Below are 16508 nucleotides of genomic sequence, written 5' to 3' on the forward strand. Positions count from 1 at the left end.
GACGTGCCAGGGCTCGCGCGGGCGGCGCCCAGAGGCGCCCATGGCCCGCACGGGCGGCGCCCGCCTACTCCTGGGGGGCGCCCGCCGCCGCCGCGGCGGCCTGCGACTTGCCACGGGCGTAGATCTGGTTGAAGGCGAAGGTGCCCAGGTCGTCGCTGGCCTGGAAGACGCCCTTGTCGGAGGTGGTCACCTTCTTGCCGTCGGTGAAGCCGGCCTGCGTGAAGTACGCGTACCGGCCGATCGAGTTCGCCCGGCGCAGACAGACCGTCGCACGGCAGAAGTCCTTCACACCCGCCCCGGCGAGCGGGGCGATACCGCCGCTGGCCTGGTTCTTCGCCTTCAGCGCCGCCGCCTCGGTCGGGAACACGGCCACACCGACGGTGATGGCCACCCCGTCCTTCTCGTACGTGGCGCGGATCACCCGGTCGCAGCCGTTCTTCTTCAGGACCGCCCCCAGACCGCCCTGCGTGACGCTCGCGCAGTCGGTCGTCGAGGAGGTCGCGCCCTTCTTGTAGGCCCGGCCGCTCATCGTCAGCTTCTTGCCCGGGAAGAGGCCCTCGGCGCTCAGCGGCGCCTTGTCCTTCTTCTCGTCCGAGATGTAGTCCTTGGGGTTCGGCGGGGGCGGCGGCGCGACGGAGGAGAACGTCGGGCCGGGCGTGGGGGAGTCGCTGGGGGCGGCCGAGCCGGTCGGGGTGACCGTGCCGTTCTTGGCCGTGCCGGTGCCCTTGTTGCTGTTCACGACCGCCGTGGCGACGATCGCGCCGACCACGAGGGCCGCGAGCACACCACCGCCGATCACCAGCCAGCGCTTACGGCGCCGGCCGGCCGCGGAGGCGTCGGCGAGGGCACCCCAGTCGGGTGTGGGGCCGGCCTCCGCACCCGGGAACGGGTTCGGCTGTCCCCCTGGGCCCTGCGGCCCGGGCGGTACCCCCATCCCGAACTGGTTCCCGTACTGCTGCCCGTGCTGCTGCTCGTACGGCCCGTGCTGCTGTCCGTACTGCTCTTGTCCCGGCTGTCCTGGCTGCTGTCCGAACGGCTGCTGCCCCGGCTGCTGCGGCTCCTGCGGCCACTGGGGTCCCCCAAAGCTCATGCCGCGCATCCTAAACCGGTTGGGCCTGAGCGGTGCGGGCGGCGACAATGCCCCCCATGGGACATGTCGAGGCCGCGCATCTGGAGTACTACCTTCCCGACGGGAGGGTCCTGCTCGCGGACGCCTCCTTCCGGGTCGGGGAGGGCGCGGTCGTCGCCCTGGTCGGGGCCAACGGCGCCGGGAAGACCACACTGCTCCGGATGATCGCCGGGGAGCTCCAGCCGCACGGCGGCTCGGTCACCGTGAGCGGCGGGCTCGGTGTGATGCCGCAGTTCGTCGGATCGGTACGGGACGACCGTACGGTCCGTGACCTGCTCGTCTCCGTCGCCCAGCCGCGCATCCGCGAGGCGGCGAAGGCGGTCGACGCGGCCGAACACCTGATCATGACGGTCGACGACGAGGCCGCGCAGATGGCGTACGCGCAGGCGCTCAGCGACTGGGCCGAGGTCCAGGGGTACGAGGCCGAGACCGTCTGGGACATGTGCACGATGGCGGCGCTGGGCGTCCCGTACGAGAAGGCGCAGTTCCGCGAGGTGCGCACGCTCAGCGGCGGCGAGCAGAAGCGCCTTGTCCTGGAGTCGCTGCTGCGCGGCACGGACGAGGTGCTGCTCCTCGACGAGCCGGACAACTATCTGGACGTCCCCGGCAAGCGGTGGCTGGAGGAGCGGCTGCGGGAGACCCGTAAGACCGTGCTCTTCATCTCCCACGACCGGGAGCTGCTCGCCCGGTCCGCGCAGAAGATCATCGCGGTCGAGCCGGGCCCGGCCGGGTCGGACGTCTGGGTGCACGGCGGTGGCTTCGAGACCTTCCACGACGCGCGGCGGGAGCGGTTCGCCCGCTTCGAGGAGCTGAAGCGGCGCTGGGAGGAGAAGCACGCGCAGCTGAAGAAGCTGGTGATCAACCTGCGGCAGGCGGCGGCGGTCAGCCATGAGATGGCGTCGCGGTACGCGGCGGCGCAGACCCGGCTGAGGAAGTTCGAGGAGGCCGGCCCGCCGCCGGAGCCGCCGCGCGAGCAGGACATCCGGATGCGGCTGCGCGGCGGCCGTACCGGTGTACGCGCCGTGACCTGCGAGAACCTTGAGCTGACCGGTCTGATGAAGCCGTTCTCGCTGGAGATCTTCTACGGCGAGCGGGTCGCCGTCCTCGGCTCGAACGGGTCGGGCAAGTCACACTTCCTGCGCCTGCTCGCCGGGGACCCGTCCGTGTCCCACACGGGCGAGTGGAAGCTGGGCGCGCGGGTCGTGCCGGGCCACTTCGCGCAGACCCACGCCCACCCGGAGCTCCTGGGCCGCTCCCTCGTGGACATTCTCTGGTCGGAGCACGCGAAGGACCGGGGCGGGGCGATGTCGGTCCTGCGGCGGTACGAGCTGGAGGGGCAGGGCGACCAGCCCTTCGAGAAGCTCTCCGGCGGGCAGCAGGCCCGCTTCCAGATCCTGCTCCTGGAGCTCTCGGGCACCACTGCGCTGCTCCTCGACGAGCCGACGGACAACCTGGACCTGGAGTCGGCGGAGGCGCTCCAGGACGGCCTGGAGTCGTACGACGGCACGGTGCTGGCCGTCACGCACGACCGCTGGTTCGCGAAGAGCTTCGACCGGTATCTGGTCTTCGGCTCGGACGGTGTCGTCCGGGAGACGCCGGAGCCGGTGTGGGACGAGCGCCGGGTCGAGCGCGCGCGCTGACCGGGGGCCCCGCGGCGTTTTGACCCGTCGGGGGCGGCGCGGGTACTGTTGCGGTTTGTTATGCGTATTGGCTTCGTCGTTTTCACGCGAAGAACCCTTACGCAGGTTCCCTGGAGCAGTTACCAGTGGCTCGCATACGGGCGGTGTTCCCGGCAGTGCAGGCCCCAGCTGCATGATCGCTTCAGGTGTGTCTGGACTCCATCCACTGAAGAAGCGAAGGCTACGAAGTGCGTACGTACAGCCCCAAGCCCGGCGATGTCACTCGCCAGTGGCACATCATCGACGCGCAGGACGTTGTCCTGGGCCGTCTGGCGACGACGGCTGCGAACCTCCTGCGAGGCAAGCACAAGCCCGTCTACGCCCCCCACATGGACATGGGCGACTTCGTCATCATCATCAACGCTGACAAGGTCCACCTGTCCGGCAACAAGAAGACCCAGAAGCTGGCGTACCGCCACTCCGGCTTCCCGGGTGGTCTGCGCTCCGTCCGTTACGACGAGCTGCTGGACAAGAACCCCGAGAAGGCCGTCGAGAAGGCCATCAAGGGCATGATCCCCAAGAACACCCTGGGCCGTCAGATGCTCTCGAAGCTGAAGGTCTACGCGGGCGAGAACCACCCGCACGCTGCTCAGCAGCCGGTCCCGTTCGAGATCACCCAGGTCGCGCAGTAGTACCGGCCACACCCCCTAAGAACGAAAGAAATCTGAGGAGCATCGTGGCCGAGACCACTGTTGAGAACCCCATCGAGGGCGAGGAGACCTACGCCGAGGTCACCACCTTCGAGTCCGAGGTCCCCGTCGAGGGTGAGTACACCTCGGAGTCCCTGGCGTCGCGCTTCGGTGACCCGCAGCCGGCCGCCGGCCTGGGTCGTCGCAAGAACGCCATCGCCCGCGTCCGGATCGTCCCGGGCACCGGCAAGTGGAAGATCAACGGGCGTACGCTCGAGGACTACTTCCCGAACAAGGTGCACCAGCAGGAAGTCAACGAGCCCTTCAAGGTGCTCGAGCTCGACAACCGCTACGACGTCATCGCCCGCATCTCGGGTGGCGGCGTCTCCGGCCAGGCCGGCGCCCTGCGCCTCGGTGTGGCCCGCGCCCTGAACGAGGCGGACGTGGAGAACAACCGCGGTCCGCTGAAGAAGGCCGGCTTCCTCTCCCGCGACGACCGTGCGGTCGAGCGCAAGAAGGCCGGTCTCAAGAAGGCCCGTAAGGCCCCGCAGTACAGCAAGCGTTAATCGCCTGCTCGGTCTGCTTTGCACGTACGCCCCGGCGGCACTGCCCGTGCTGCCGGGGCGTACGTCTTTTCCTCCCCCTGGGCCCTTTCGGGCAGCTTTGATGCGAAAACGGGCATCACGCGTTCAGGGGATCGCACTTTTCGGAGCAGTTTCGGAGGACAGCTGTGGGACGACTCTTCGGCACGGATGGTGTGCGCGGTGTGGCGAACGCGGATCTGACGGCGGAGCTCGCGCTCGGCCTGTCGGTCGCGGCGGCGCACGTGCTCGCCGAGGCGGGGACCTTCGAGGGCCATCGGCCGACCGCGGTGGTCGGGCGTGACCCCCGTGCATCGGGAGAGTTCCTGGAGGCGGCCGTCGTGGCGGGCCTCGCGAGCGCGGGCGTCGACGTGCTGCGCGTCGGCGTCCTGCCCACCCCCGCCGTGGCGTACCTCACCGGAGCGCTCGGCGCCGACCTCGGCGTGATGCTCTCCGCCAGCCACAACGCGATGCCCGACAACGGCATCAAGTTCTTCGCCCGCGGTGGCCACAAGCTCGCCGACGAGCTGGAGGACCGGATCGAGTCCGTCTACGAGGAGCACCGCACCGGCGCCCCGTGGGAGCGGCCGACCGGCGCGGGTGTCGGCCGGGTCCGTGACTACGACGAGGGCTTCGACAAGTACGTCGCCCACCTCATCGCCGTACTGCCCAACCGTCTCGACGGGCTCAAGGTCGTCCTCGACGAGGCGCACGGCGCGGCCGCCCGTGTGTCGCCCGAGGCGTTCGCCCGGGCCGGTGCCGAGGTCATCACGATCGGCGCGGAGCCCGACGGCCTCAACATCAACGACGGCTGCGGCTCCACCCACCTCGGCCTGCTCAAGGAAGCCGTCGTCGAGCACGGCGCCCACTTCGGCATCGCCCACGACGGTGACGCGGACCGCTGCCTGGCCGTCGACGCGGCGGGCAACGAGATCGACGGCGACCAGATCCTCGCCGTCCTCGCGCTCGCCATGCGCGAGGCCGGGACGCTGCGCGGCGACACCGTCGTCGCGACCGTGATGTCCAACCTCGGCTTCAAGCTGGCCATGGAGCGCGAAGGCCTCCAGCTGGTGCAGACGGCGGTCGGCGACCGTTACGTCCTGGAGTCCATGAAGGAGCACGGTTACGCCCTCGGCGGCGAGCAGTCCGGGCACGTCATCGTGCTCGACCACGCCACCACCGGCGACGGCACCCTGACCGGCCTGATGCTGGCGGCGCGGGTCGCGGCCACCGGCAAGTCCCTCGCGGAACTGGCCGGCGTCATGGAGCGGCTGCCGCAGGTCCTGGTCAACGTGCCCGACGTCGACAAGTCGCGGGTGAAGACCTCCGGCGAGCTGGCCGCCGCGGTCGGCGACGCCGAGCGCGAACTGGGCTCCACCGGCCGCGTGCTGCTCCGCCCCTCGGGCACCGAGCCGCTCGTACGGGTGATGGTCGAGGCCGCCGACATCGAGCAGGCGCGGGCCGTGGCCGGCAGGCTGGCCGACGTCGTGAAGTCGGCGCTCGGCTAGGACGCTTGCGCGTTACTTGCCTCGTGGCGCACCCGGCGGTCGGGTCATCCGACCCCGCTGGGTGCGCCACACCAGTTTCCAGCCGACGAGCGTGAGCACCCCGGCGACGATGATGCCGGTCAGGTTCAGCAGCAACTGCTCGGCGGAGCCCCACATCTGGGGCAGATCGCCGTAGCTGAGGGCCACGGCGGCGTTCGCGGCCGCCGGGACGGTCGTCACCGAGATCGCCACGCCGACAAGGACGCCCGCCTTCGACGAGGTCAGCGAGACCACACCGGCCACGCCCGCCAGCAGCGCCACGACGAACGAGAACGGGTCGGGCTGGAAGATGAAGCCCGTGTTCGGGCGCGGCGCGTCGAGCATGCCCTCCTCGAACTGGCCGAGGGCGTCCATCACCAGGCTGAACAAGGTCGTCGCGATGATCGCCGAGGCGAAGCCGACGACCAGGGCGACCGTGGAGCGCCAGACGGCCTTCGGCGCGCGCCGCACCAGCCCCGTACTGATCCCGGCGAGCGGGCCGAACTCCGGGCCGACCGCCATGGCCCCCACGATCAGGATCGCGTTGTCCAGGACCACACCGCAGGCCGCGATCATCGTCGCCACGATCATCAGGGCGGCGTAGGTGATCGTGAGCGTGGACTCCTCCTGGGCGGTGCCCGTGAGCTGCTCCCAGATGACCGCGTCCGCGGCCTCGCCGGGCGCCTCCTCCTCCGCCTTCTCGGCGCGGTCGGAGAGCGAGAGGTCGATGTTCTCGACGGCGACCGAACCGACCTTGTGGATGCCCAACTCGCGCAGCCCGTGCAGGAGTTCGTCCCCCGCCTCGCGCGCGACGTCGCACATCACGACATCACCCTCGGGTTCGCGGGCGACACCCTTGAGCACAGCGACATGCGTGGTGCCCACGGTCGTCCCGATCAGGTCGAGGACGGCGTCCGTGCGGGCGGGCGGAGTGATGATGCGCAGATGCAGCATCCTCAGAGCTTACGGAGACTCAGCCTCTGCACCTTGTGATCCGGACCCTTGCGCACGACGAGAGTCGCGCGGCCGCGCGTCGGAGCCACGTTCTCCAGCAGGTTCACCTTGTTGATGGTCCGCCACATCGTGCGGGCGTACTCCATGGCCTCGTCCTCGGAGACCTGGGTGTACTTCTGGAAGTACGAGAAGGGGTTCTGGAACGCGGTCTCCCGGAGCCGGCGGAAGCGGTTGAGGTACCAGCGTTCGATGTCCTCGGGCCGGGCGTCCACGTAGACCGAGAAGTCGAAGTAGTCGGCGAGACCGACCCGTGTCCGGCCGTCTTTGCCGGGCAGCGCCGGCTGGAGGACGTTGAGCCCCTCGACGATCAGGATGTCGGGGCGGCGGACCACGAGCCGCTCGCCCGGCACGATGTCGTAGATGAGGTGGGAGTAGACCGGGGCGGTGACCTCCTCCTTCCCTGCCTTGATGTCGGCGACGAAGCGGGTCAGGGCGCGGCGGTCGTACGACTCGGGGAAACCCTTGCGGGACATCAGCCCGCGCTCCTTCAGCTCCTCCATCGGATAGAGGAAGCCGTCGGTGGTGACCAGCTCCACGCGCGGGTGCTCCGGCCAGCGGGCGAGGAGCGCCTGGAGGAGACGGGCGACGGTGGACTTGCCGACGGCGACGGAGCCGGCGACCCCTATGACGAACGGGGTGCCGCGCTGCTCGGCGCGCTCGCCGAGGAACGTGTTGAGCGCGCCGCGCAGCCCGCTGGTGGCCTGGACGTACAGATTGAGCAGCCGGGAGAGCGGCAGATAGACGTCCCGGACCTCGTCGAGGTCGATGACATCGCCGAGCCCCCGCAGCCGCTCGACCTCCTCGGCGGAGAGCGGCAGGGGCGTCTTGTCACGCAGCGCGCTCCACTCGTCCCTGGTGAGGTCGACGTAGGGCGTGGCCTCGGGCCGGCGCTGGCTTCGTGGCGGCGAAGTGATCACACGGCCATTGTCTCGGCTGCGGGGCGGTTGTGGGTCGTGGGCTCGGTCACGTGGCGGACCGGCATGCTGAATGCTGATGCCGAAGGGGCCCCTGACGGTGTGATCCGCCAGGGGCCCCGCCTTCTGCTCGGCGCGGAGAGTGTCAGTCCTCCTGACCGGAGACGGTCAGGCGTTCCCGTGACAGTCCTCTGATGAGGTTTTCCAGCGCGTAGTCGCCTCGGCCGAGTGAAATTGCCCAGTTCATGAGGAAGTGGATCTCTCCTCTTTCGTCGATCCCCAAGAGGAACTCGCCGAAGTCCTCACCGCCGATCGGGAAGAAAGACCGGCCGAACATCTCTGAAAGGTGCATCCATCTGTCTTCCTCTCCGATTGCCAGCTCCGGGTCGATCTCGAACGGGGTCCGTCGGTGATTCTCCCCAGGGCCGGAAACCCGGACGTGCAGGCCTCCGAATTCCCGGAGGAATCGCTCGGCTGCGGCGTGCATGTGGAACCCCTGGAGGGAAGTCCGCCAGGACGTGACGTCGACCTCGCGGCCAGGGAACCAGCCGGCGCTCCGCAGCGCCGACTGGGTTTCATCTGAGAATCGTGATTCTGTCACCATTTGGTTTCGAAATTGATTTTGAAGTGGGAGACGAGAAACGCGCAACTGTCGCACGGCCCCATCTCTTGGAGGTAGTTCTTGTTCGAGGGTGATCTGATCATGAACGAGGCGGCGGATGCCCCTGTCGGATCCAGCCCTTGGTTGAGAGCGTCTGTGAGGCAGACGGGCAAACCACACCCGCCATGATTATCGGATCGCTGGGCACTGGGAACCGAGTCGAGAATATTCTGGACTGTCGCGTGGAGCGTACGCCCGCTTCCGCCCTTCCCTCCGTCACTGGTCCGCACGATGGGCTTGTGTCCCTTGATCACCAGGGCCTCGACTGCGCCTCCCGGCCTCTGCCTTCCAGACATTTCCCCGTACTCGACGGCCTTCGCCCTCGCGGCTTCGGTGGCAGGACCACAATCGGTGTTGTGAACCAGGACCGACGTGGTCCCCGCCAGCACGTAGTACGTGTGGAAGTCGGCGACCGTCAGGTTGCGGACGCTCGCCGTCTGGGTCCAGGCCTGGACCGCCGAGACCTGGACGTGGGTGCCCGCGCTCGTGCGGAGCCACTGGCCCGGCTTCAGGTCCTTCGCGTCGACCCACTTGCGGAGGGACAGGACCCAGAAGGGGTGGCCGTCCGTGGCCGTGATCGGGGCCGTCTCGGTGCCCTTGGCGCCGTCCGTGTCGATCGTGACGCGGACCAGGTGCTTCTCGCCCTCGCCGACGATCGTCGCGGCAACGTCCTTGCCGGCCGTCTCACCGGTCTTCTCGTCCGTCGCGAGGACCTTGTCGCCCGGCTTCAGGTCCTTGATCGCCTTGGCGGAGCCGTCGGCGAGGAGGACCTTCGTGTCGGGGGTGAAGCTGTTCCTGATGGGGCAGGAACCGCCCGGGCTGCCGCCGTCTCCGTCGGCCTTCTTCGCGGCGTCCGCGGCCGCCTCGTCGGCCTTCTTCGCCGCCGCCTTCGCAGCGTCCGCCTGCTTCTTCCAGCCTGCGTAGTCCTCGGTGTACTTCGCCAGGGCCGCGGCTTCGTCGTCCGCCCGCCTGAGCATGTTCGTGGCCCAGCGGACCTCGTCCTCCCAGCGGTTGTACATGGTCCAGGCGGTTTCGAGCGCCTTGAGAACCCGCTTGGCGCGTCCGGCGAACGGCATCGCCGCGTCGAAGGCCAGCGACGCACAGGCCCAGCCGTCGCCGCCGATGCAGGCCTGGATGTCGTCGACGCCGATGATGCCCTTGGCGACCTCCACAGCGATTTCGAGGACCACGTCCGCCTTGGACTTCTGCTTGATGTTCGTAGCCTTCTTGACGTCGTCCTCGCTGAGGGTCGTCGTCGGCTTCGTCGGCGGTGGGGGAACCGTGGTGGGAGCGGGACTGCCATCACTGGCGTCGCCGCCGCCGGTGGTCGGCGTCGTGCTGGGCTTGGGCGTGTATGTCTTCGTGCACCCCTCGTCGATGCAGAACGCCTCGCCCGACGGGTCCGAGAACGTGATCGGGCTGTTGTTCCCGTACGCGTACGGGTTCATCGTCTGCGACTCGGCGACGTCCATCTTCGGGTCGACCGAGATGAAGCGGCCCAGCGTCGGGTCGTACTCGCGGGCGCCCAGGTGGGTGAGGCCCGTGGACACGTCCTTCGTGCCGCCCAGGTAGCCCTTGTCGTCGGGCCACATCGACGGGGCCGTGCCGCGCTCCTCGCCGAACGGCGTGAACTTGCGGCGCGTCACCGCCTTCGTCGCCGTGTCGACCGAGGTCGTCGCGGTGCCGTTGCGGTCGGCGAGCAGGTACGACTTCTTGATCGCGACACCGGGCACCGCGACCTTGACCATCACCGGTCCGGCCGGGTGGGCGTAGTACCGGGTCGTCTTGGCGACGTTGCCGTTGGCATCGAGCTGGAGCTCGGTGCCGGGCAGGTACAGGGTCGTGCCCGTCGGATCCCGCTTGATGAGGCGGTTGCCGCCCGCGTCGTAGACGAAGGAGGTCTCCTGCGTCCCCGCCGTCACCTTCTCCAGGTGGCCCTCCAGGTCCCATGAGAGGGACTGGGTGTTGCCCTGGACGGTCCGCGAGGTGGTGTTGCCGACCTCGTCGTAGCCGAAGAGCTCGTGGCGCTCGCCCTGCGGACCCTTCGTGGTGACCTCGGTGAGCCTGCTCTTCGTCGGAAGGCCGGTCGCGTAGGCGTACGTGCGCTTGACGTCCTTCGCCGTGTCGCCGAGCGGATCGTGCTTCGTCTCGCTGAGACGGTTGCCGGCCGCATCGAAGGTGTACGAATGCCAGTACGCGTCCGGACCGCCGACCTTCGGGGCCGATCCGGGCCCGGTGGCGCCGGGCTTCTACAACTACGCGGTAGGCACCACGCGTGTCTTCAGCTTGTACGGCAATGAGAGCGGGACCGTCGACAAGCCGGCACCCACGTGGTACGCCCGGGCGGGAACCTGGTGACGTGCGTGAGTGACGCATTGACGCGTTGACCTGAGAACGAGGGCCGCATCCCTTTGAGGGGTGCGGCCCTTCGCATGTGTTCCGTTTGATCCGGCGTCAGCCGCTGCAGCCGACTGTCAGTCGGCGTTCGATGCGGTGCTCGCGGGCGGGGGTGCTGCGCGATCGCGTACCGGCTGGTAATCCGGTGTCGGCGCTGGGTCGGGCTCGCATAGGGTGCGCACGGAATCGCCGTTCTTCAGCAGAGAGTTGGACATGAGAACCACCGCCCTTCGCCGTACCGCCGTCGCCGTCTCCGCCGTTTCGCTCGTCTTCGGCGTCGCCGCCTGTGGCGGGGGTGGGGAGGGCGAGGACAAGGGGAAGGACGCGCCCAAGGGGTCCGCATCCGCTTCCGCCGCCCCCGACGCGAAGGCGCTGTCCGCCGCCGAGCTGGAGAAGCTGATCGTCGAGCAGGCCGACCTCAAGGGCTACCAGGTGCAGAAGGGCGAGGCCGCGGACGCCGCGAAGCCCGGTGACATCAGCACGGACAAGCCCGCCTGCAAGCCGCTCGCCGAGGCCATGTCCTTCATCGCGACCGGCGCCCCGGGCGCCAGCGTGCACCGCAAGGCCATCGAGATGCCGAAGCCGGAGGGGGCGACCGCCTCGCCCGAGGAGGCCCTGGGCATGCTCAGCGCGCCGGTGACGTCCGTGACGCTCGGCTCGTACGACGGCGGCGGCGCCCAGGAGGCGCTGGCCTCGCTGAAGACGGCGGGCACGGAGTGCGCGGGCGGCTTCACGCTCATCGGCGGCGGCGAGAAGACGAAGATCACCAAGGTCGCCCCGGAGACCGTGACCGCAGGTGAGGAGTCGCTCGCCTTCACCGTCACCACCGACGTGGAGGGGGAGGCGTGGGTCAGCAAGCTGGTGGCCTTCCGGAAGGGCAACACGCTGGCGTCGTTCTCCGTCATCAGCCTCGGGGGCACGGTCAAGGAGCTCCCGCAGCCCGTCATCGACGCGCAGGCGGCCAAGCTCGGCTGAGCGGGGTGAGTTGCGATCACGTACCGATCGGCAAAGGGCCTGATCGGTGCAGTGATCGTGTGCGTAAGGTGCGGCGAATTCGTGTGCAGTCAGCAGAGAGTTGAACATGAGAGCCACCGCCGTTCGCCGCACCGCCCTCGCCGCCACCACCCTCACCCTGGCGGCACTCGTCACCGCCTGCGGGGGCGCCGAGGAGGAGAAGGGCGGTACGGAAGGCAAGGCCAAGGCCCCTGCGACCGCCTCGGCTCTGCCTGAGGCCAAGGCGCTGAGCGCCGAAGAGCTCAGCCATCTGCTCGTGGAAGAGGGCGACCTCAAGGGCACGGGGTACCGGACCCAGGGGGACGTGGACCTGGATTTGCTGACGGCGACCGCCATCAGCACCGACAACCCCGCGTGCAAGCCGATCGCCGATGCGATGTCCGCCGCCCCGAGCGGTGCGACGGTCACCTGGCGGCGGATGGTGGTGACCGAGGCGAAGGGCGGGACTGCCACGGCGGTCGCGCTCGGGTCGTACGACGGTCGCGGAGCGCAGGAGTGGTTCGGCTCGCTCAAGGCGGCCGGGGCCGCGTGCGGGAACGGGTTCACGGCGACCGAGGCGACCGAGAAGACGAGGGTTTCGAAGGTCGTACCGGAGAGCCTGGCCGCCGGCGACGAGGCGCTCGCGTGGAGCATCACCGCGGACGTGAAGGGAGCGCCGGTGGTCACTCGGCTCGCGGTGGTCCGCAAGGACAACGTCATGGCGGTCTTCCCCACCGTCGGCCTCGTCGGGGATGTCAAGAAGCAGCCGAAGCCCCTCATCGACGCGCAGGCGGCCAAGCTCGGCTGACTCCGGGCCTCCGGGCGGGTTCGGTCGTAGGCTGCCGACATGTGCGGAATCGTGGGTTACGTCGGCGGGCAGTCGGCGCTTGATGTGGTGATCGCGGGCCTCAAGCGGCTCGAGTACCGGGGCTACGACTCAGCCGGCGTCGCGGTGCTCTCCGACGGGGGACTGGCCGCGGCGAAGAAGGCGGGCAAGCTCGTCAACCTGGACAAGGAGCTGGTGGACCGGCCGCTGCCGAGCGGCTCCACCGGGATCGGACACACCCGCTGGGCCACCCACGGCGGGCCGACCGATGCCAACGCGCACCCGCATCTGGACAACGCGGGGCGCGTGGCCGTCGTCCACAACGGGATCATCGAGAACTTCGCCGCCCTGCGCGCGGAGCTGGAGGAGCGCGGGCACGACCTGGCGTCCGAGACGGACACCGAGGTCGTGGCCCACCTCCTCGCCGAGGAGTTCTCCTCCTGCGGCGACCTGGCAGAGGCGATGCGGCTCGTGTGCCGGCGGCTCGACGGGGCGTTCACCCTCGTCGCCGTGCACGCCGACGAGCCCGACGTCGTCGTCGGAGCGCGCCGCAACTCGCCCCTGGTGGTGGGCGTCGGCGAGGGCGAGTACTTCCTCGCCTCCGACGTCGCCGCCTTCATCGCGCACACCCGCGCCGCGATCGAGCTCGGCCAGGACCAGGTCGTGAAGCTGTCCCGCGAGGGCGTCGAGGTCACCGACTTCGCCGGCACCCCCGCCGACGTCCGGGCGTACCACGTGGACTGGGACGCCTCGGCCGCCGAGAAGGGCGGCTACGACTACTTCATGCTCAAGGAGATCGCCGAGCAGCCGAAGGCCGTGGCCGACACCCTCCTCGGCCGGATCGACGGCGACGGCCGGCTCAGGCTCGACGAGGTGCGTATCCCCGACGCCGTCCTGCGCGAGGCCGACAAGGTCGTGATCATCGCGTGCGGCACCGCCTTCCACGCCGGCATGATCGCGAAGTACGCCATCGAGCACTGGACCCGGATCCCCTGCGAGGTGGAGCTCGCCAGCGAGTTCCGCTACCGCGATCCGATCCTCGGCCAGCGGACGCTCGTCATCGCGATCTCGCAGTCCGGCGAGACGATGGACACCCTCATGGCGCTGCGCCACGCGCGCGAGCAGGGCGCCAAGGTGCTGGCCGTGTGCAACACGAACGGTTCGACCATTCCGCGCGAGTCCGACGCCGTTCTCTACACGCACGCCGGGCCCGAAGTCGCCGTCGCGTCCACCAAGGCCTTTCTGACGCAGCTGGTGGCCTGCTATCTGCTCGCGCTGTACCTGGGACAGGTGCGCGGGACCAAGTGGGGCGACGAGATCCACGCCGTCGTACGCGAGCTCTCCCGGATCGCCGACGAGGTCGAGCGCGTCCTGGAGACGATGGAGCCGGTGCGCGCCCTGGCCCGCTCCCTCGCCGACAAGGACACCGTCCTCTTCCTCGGCCGGCACGTCGGCTACCCGGTCGCCCTGGAGGGCGCGCTGAAGCTGAAGGAACTGGCGTACATGCACGCCGAGGGCTTCGCGGCCGGCGAGCTGAAGCACGGTCCGATCGCGCTCATCGAGGAGGACCTTCCGGTGGTCGTGGTCGTGCCGTCGCCGCGCGGGCGGTCCGTCCTGCACGACAAGATCGTCTCCAACATCCAGGAGATCCGGGCGCGCGGGGCGCGGACGATCGTGATCGCGGAGGAGGGCGACGAGACCGTCGTCCCGTACGCCGACCATCTGATCCGCATCCCGGCAACGCCTACGCTGCTTCAGCCGCTGGTCTCCACCGTGCCCCTCCAGGTCTTCGCCTGCGAACTCGCGACGGCACGGGGCAACGAGGTCGACCAGCCGCGGAACCTGGCGAAATCTGTGACCGTGGAGTGAGTGAATGATCATCGGGGTGGGGATCGACGTGGCCGAGGTGGACCGCTTCGCGGCCTCCGTGGAGCGGACTCCCGGACTGCTCCAGCGGCTCTTCGTCGAGGGCGAGCTGCTGCTCCCGAGCGGCGAGCGCCGGGGCCCGGCCTCCCTGGCCGTCCGCTTCGCCGCCAAGGAGGCGGTGGCCAAGGCCCTGGGCGCGCCCGCGGGCCTGCACTGGACGGACGCGGAGGTCTACCTGGAGGCCAGCGGCCAGCCCCGGCTGCGCGTACGCGGCACGGTGGCGGCCCGGGCGGCGGAACTGGGCGTCCGCCACTGGCACGTCTCACTGAGCCACGACGCGGGCGTGGCCTCGGCGGTGGTGATCGCGGAGGGGTAGGCAGTCGTACGAGCTGGCGTCGAGCGTCCTTGAGGCCCTCAGCGGTTCGGCCTCGCGCGCCAGCCTCCGACGGCCCGGCGATCGAGTGGGTGCTCCGCGCGGCCGCCGTCCTCGCCCTGCTCGGGGGAGTAATCCTGCTCCGCCTGGTCCGCACCACCAGGCCGGCCAAGCCGCGGGAGGCCTGAGTCACCGGTACGGGGCTGCTCCTGCCGGCTCACGGCCGCCCACCGCGCCGCCCGCCACGCCGACGGGCGGCGGCACGGGCGGCGTTGAGGCCGGCTCGGCCGTCCGCGTCAACCCACGCTTCCGGGCGGGGGCTTGGAGGGTGCGGCAGACTGCGGGGCATGCGTATCGCTTACCGCGTGGAGACCGTACGGGCCGCCGAGGCCGAGCTGATGGCGATGCTGCCCGAGGGCACGCTCATGCAACGGGCGGCGGCGGGGCTCGCCGCCGCGTGCTTCTCGCTGCTCGGCCGCGGCCATGTGTACGGGGCGAGGGTCGTGCTGCTCGTCGGCAGCGGGGACAACGGGGGCGACGCCCTCTACGCGGGGGTGCGGCTCGCCCGGCGCGGGGCGGGGGTGACGGCCGTGCTGCTCGGCTCGCGGGCCCACGAGGCCGGCCTCGCCGCGCTGCTCGCGGCCGGGGGGCGGGTGGCGGAGGACCCGTTCGAGGCGCTCGCCGTGGCCGACCTCGTCCTCGACGGCATCACCGGGATCGGCGGGCAGGGCGGCCTGCGGCCGGACGCGGTCCCGGTCGCGCGGGCGGCGCGCGGATCGGACGCGGCCGTGGTCGCCGTCGACCTGCCGAGCGGGGTGGACGCGGACTCGGGGCAGGTCGCGGGGGAGGCGCTGCGGGCGGACGCGACGGTGACGTTCGGGGCGTACAAGCCGGGGCTGCTGATCGATCCGGCGCGCGAGTACGCGGGGGCGCTGCGGCTGGTGGACATCGGTCTCGCGGACCACCTGCCGTCCGTGCCGGACGTGGAGGCGCTGCAACACGAGGACGTGGCCGGGCTGTTGCCGGTGCCGGGCGCGGAGAGCGACAAGTACCGGCGGGGTGTGGTGGGCGTCGTCGCCGGCTCCGCGCGCTATCCGGGCGCGGCGGTGCTCGCCGTCACGGGCGCGCTGCGGGGCGGTGCGGGCGCGGTGCGGTACGTGGGGCCGGCCGGGGACGCGGTGATCGCGAGCCACCCGGAGACGCTGGTGCACGTGGGGCCGCCGGGGAAGGCGGGGCGGGTGCAGGCGTGGGTGGTCGGACCGGGCCTCGGCGACGGGCCGGGGGTCGCGGACGTCCTCGCCTCGGACGTACCGGTCCTCGTGGACGCGGACGGGCTGCGCGAGCTCGACGCGGAGGCGGTACGGGCGCGCAGGGCGCCGACCCTGCTCACCCCGCACGCCGGGGAGGCGGCGGCGCTGCTCGGCGCGTCGCGGGAGTCTGTGGAGGCGGAACGGCTTTCGGCCGTACGGGAGTTGGCGGCGCGCTTCGGGGCGACGGTGCTGCTGAAGGGCTCGACGACGCTGGTGGCGGAGGGTTCCGGTCCGGTACGGGTGAACCCGACCGGCACGTCGTGGTTGGCGACTGCGGGCAGCGGGGACGTGCTGTCCGGCCTCGCGGGGTCCCTGCTCGCGGCGGGCCTGCGGGCACGGGACGCGGCCTCGGCGGCCGCGTACCTCCACGGCTTGGCGGCCCGCCGCGCCTCGAACGGAGCCCCGATCGCGGCGAGCGACGTGGCCACGGCTCTGCCGGACGCGTGGCGGGACGTGGTGGCGTAGGACGGTAGGGCCCCGGGGCCCACGTGGGCGCTACGACATCCGGCCCGGGGCCGAGTGGGCGGCAGGCCGCGCCCGGGCGGACGCCGAGGCCGTCGGCGGTCAGGTAGGGGTGGCGGGCCGTTGGGGTCTGGCGCGGTGGGGCCCT

14 protein-coding genes are annotated in these 16508 nt (G+C 70.5%); 9 read left to right on the forward strand and 5 right to left on the reverse strand.

All coding sequences use genetic code 11. The features are described 5' to 3' along the window. Window positions 1-64: 64 nt before the first annotated feature. Complete coding sequence (locus tag ACFY8U_RS11565) at window positions 65-1090, reverse strand: hypothetical protein (protein ID WP_389568726.1); 1026 nt, start codon at window positions 1088-1090, stop codon at window positions 65-67. A 56-nt stretch (window positions 1091-1146) separates the two neighbouring features. Between ACFY8U_RS11565 and ACFY8U_RS11570 the strand changes: the two genes are divergently transcribed. The 4 genes from ACFY8U_RS11570 (at window position 1147) to glmM (ending at window position 5526) form a co-directional block, all read left to right on the forward strand. After that, the gene (locus ACFY8U_RS11570; protein ID WP_389568728.1) at window positions 1147-2769 is read left to right on the forward strand and encodes an ABC-F family ATP-binding cassette domain-containing protein; all 1623 of its coding nucleotides are present in this window, start codon (window positions 1147-1149) and stop codon (window positions 2767-2769) included. 227 nt (window positions 2770-2996) lie between these two features. Further along, the gene (gene rplM / locus ACFY8U_RS11575; RefSeq protein WP_015035600.1) at window positions 2997-3440 is read left to right on the forward strand and encodes a 50S ribosomal protein L13; all 444 of its coding nucleotides are present in this window, start codon (window positions 2997-2999) and stop codon (window positions 3438-3440) included. 44 nt (window positions 3441-3484) lie between these two features. Beyond that, window positions 3485-4003, forward strand: coding sequence for a 30S ribosomal protein S9 (gene rpsI / locus ACFY8U_RS11580; protein WP_352188402.1), 519 nt, complete (start codon window positions 3485-3487; stop codon window positions 4001-4003). 164 nt (window positions 4004-4167) lie between these two features. Further along, the gene (glmM, locus tag ACFY8U_RS11585; protein WP_389568732.1) at window positions 4168-5526 is read left to right on the forward strand and encodes a phosphoglucosamine mutase; all 1359 of its coding nucleotides are present in this window, start codon (window positions 4168-4170) and stop codon (window positions 5524-5526) included. Between the two features lie 12 nt (window positions 5527-5538). Here the strand turns inward: glmM and ACFY8U_RS11590 are convergent, their stop codons facing one another. From ACFY8U_RS11590 to ACFY8U_RS11605, 4 genes are all read right to left on the reverse strand, one after another. After that, the gene (locus tag ACFY8U_RS11590) at window positions 5539-6498 is read right to left on the reverse strand and encodes a DUF389 domain-containing protein (RefSeq protein ID WP_389568735.1); all 960 of its coding nucleotides are present in this window, start codon (window positions 6496-6498) and stop codon (window positions 5539-5541) included. Window positions 6499-6500: 2 nt separating this feature from the next. Then, complete coding sequence (coaA, locus tag ACFY8U_RS11595; protein ID WP_389568737.1) at window positions 6501-7475, reverse strand: type I pantothenate kinase; 975 nt, start codon at window positions 7473-7475, stop codon at window positions 6501-6503. A gap of 142 nt (window positions 7476-7617) precedes the next feature. Continuing rightward, the gene (locus ACFY8U_RS11600) at window positions 7618-8076 is read right to left on the reverse strand and encodes an SUKH-3 domain-containing protein (RefSeq protein WP_389568740.1); all 459 of its coding nucleotides are present in this window, start codon (window positions 8074-8076) and stop codon (window positions 7618-7620) included. Continuing rightward, window positions 8070-10055: a polymorphic toxin-type HINT domain-containing protein gene (locus tag ACFY8U_RS11605; protein WP_389568743.1), complete on the reverse strand. Its 1986-nt coding sequence runs from the start codon at window positions 10053-10055 to the stop codon at window positions 8070-8072. The genes ACFY8U_RS11600 and ACFY8U_RS11605 overlap by 7 nt, the downstream gene beginning before the upstream one ends. Window positions 10056-10743: 688 nt before the next feature. Here ACFY8U_RS11605 and ACFY8U_RS11610 point away from each other — a divergent pair. From ACFY8U_RS11610 to ACFY8U_RS11630, 5 genes are all read left to right on the forward strand, one after another. After that, on the forward strand, window positions 10744-11505 hold the full coding sequence (locus ACFY8U_RS11610; protein ID WP_389568746.1) for a hypothetical protein: 762 nt from the start codon (window positions 10744-10746) through the stop codon (window positions 11503-11505). A gap of 106 nt (window positions 11506-11611) precedes the next feature. After that, a complete protein-coding gene (locus tag ACFY8U_RS11615; protein ID WP_389568748.1) occupies window positions 11612-12331 on the forward strand; it encodes a hypothetical protein in 720 nt (239 codons plus the stop codon). A 39-nt stretch (window positions 12332-12370) separates the two neighbouring features. Next, window positions 12371-14218 carry a glutamine--fructose-6-phosphate transaminase (isomerizing) gene (glmS, locus tag ACFY8U_RS11620; protein WP_389568751.1) on the forward strand — a complete coding sequence of 616 codons (1848 nt, stop codon included), beginning with the start codon at window positions 12371-12373 and terminating at the stop codon, window positions 14216-14218. Window positions 14219-14222: 4 nt separating this feature from the next. Continuing rightward, entirely contained in the window at window positions 14223-14591 is a 369-nt protein-coding gene (locus ACFY8U_RS11625; RefSeq protein ID WP_361442509.1) for a holo-ACP synthase, read from the forward strand. A 344-nt stretch (window positions 14592-14935) separates the two neighbouring features. Continuing rightward, entirely contained in the window at window positions 14936-16363 is a 1428-nt protein-coding gene (locus ACFY8U_RS11630) for an NAD(P)H-hydrate dehydratase (RefSeq protein WP_361761289.1), read from the forward strand. The last annotated feature ends 145 nt before the right edge of the window (window positions 16364-16508 follow it).

Origin of the sequence: Streptomyces sp. NPDC012508 (assembly GCF_042902595.1) — a bacterium.
Classification (GTDB): domain Bacteria; phylum Actinomycetota; class Actinomycetes; order Streptomycetales; family Streptomycetaceae; genus Streptomyces.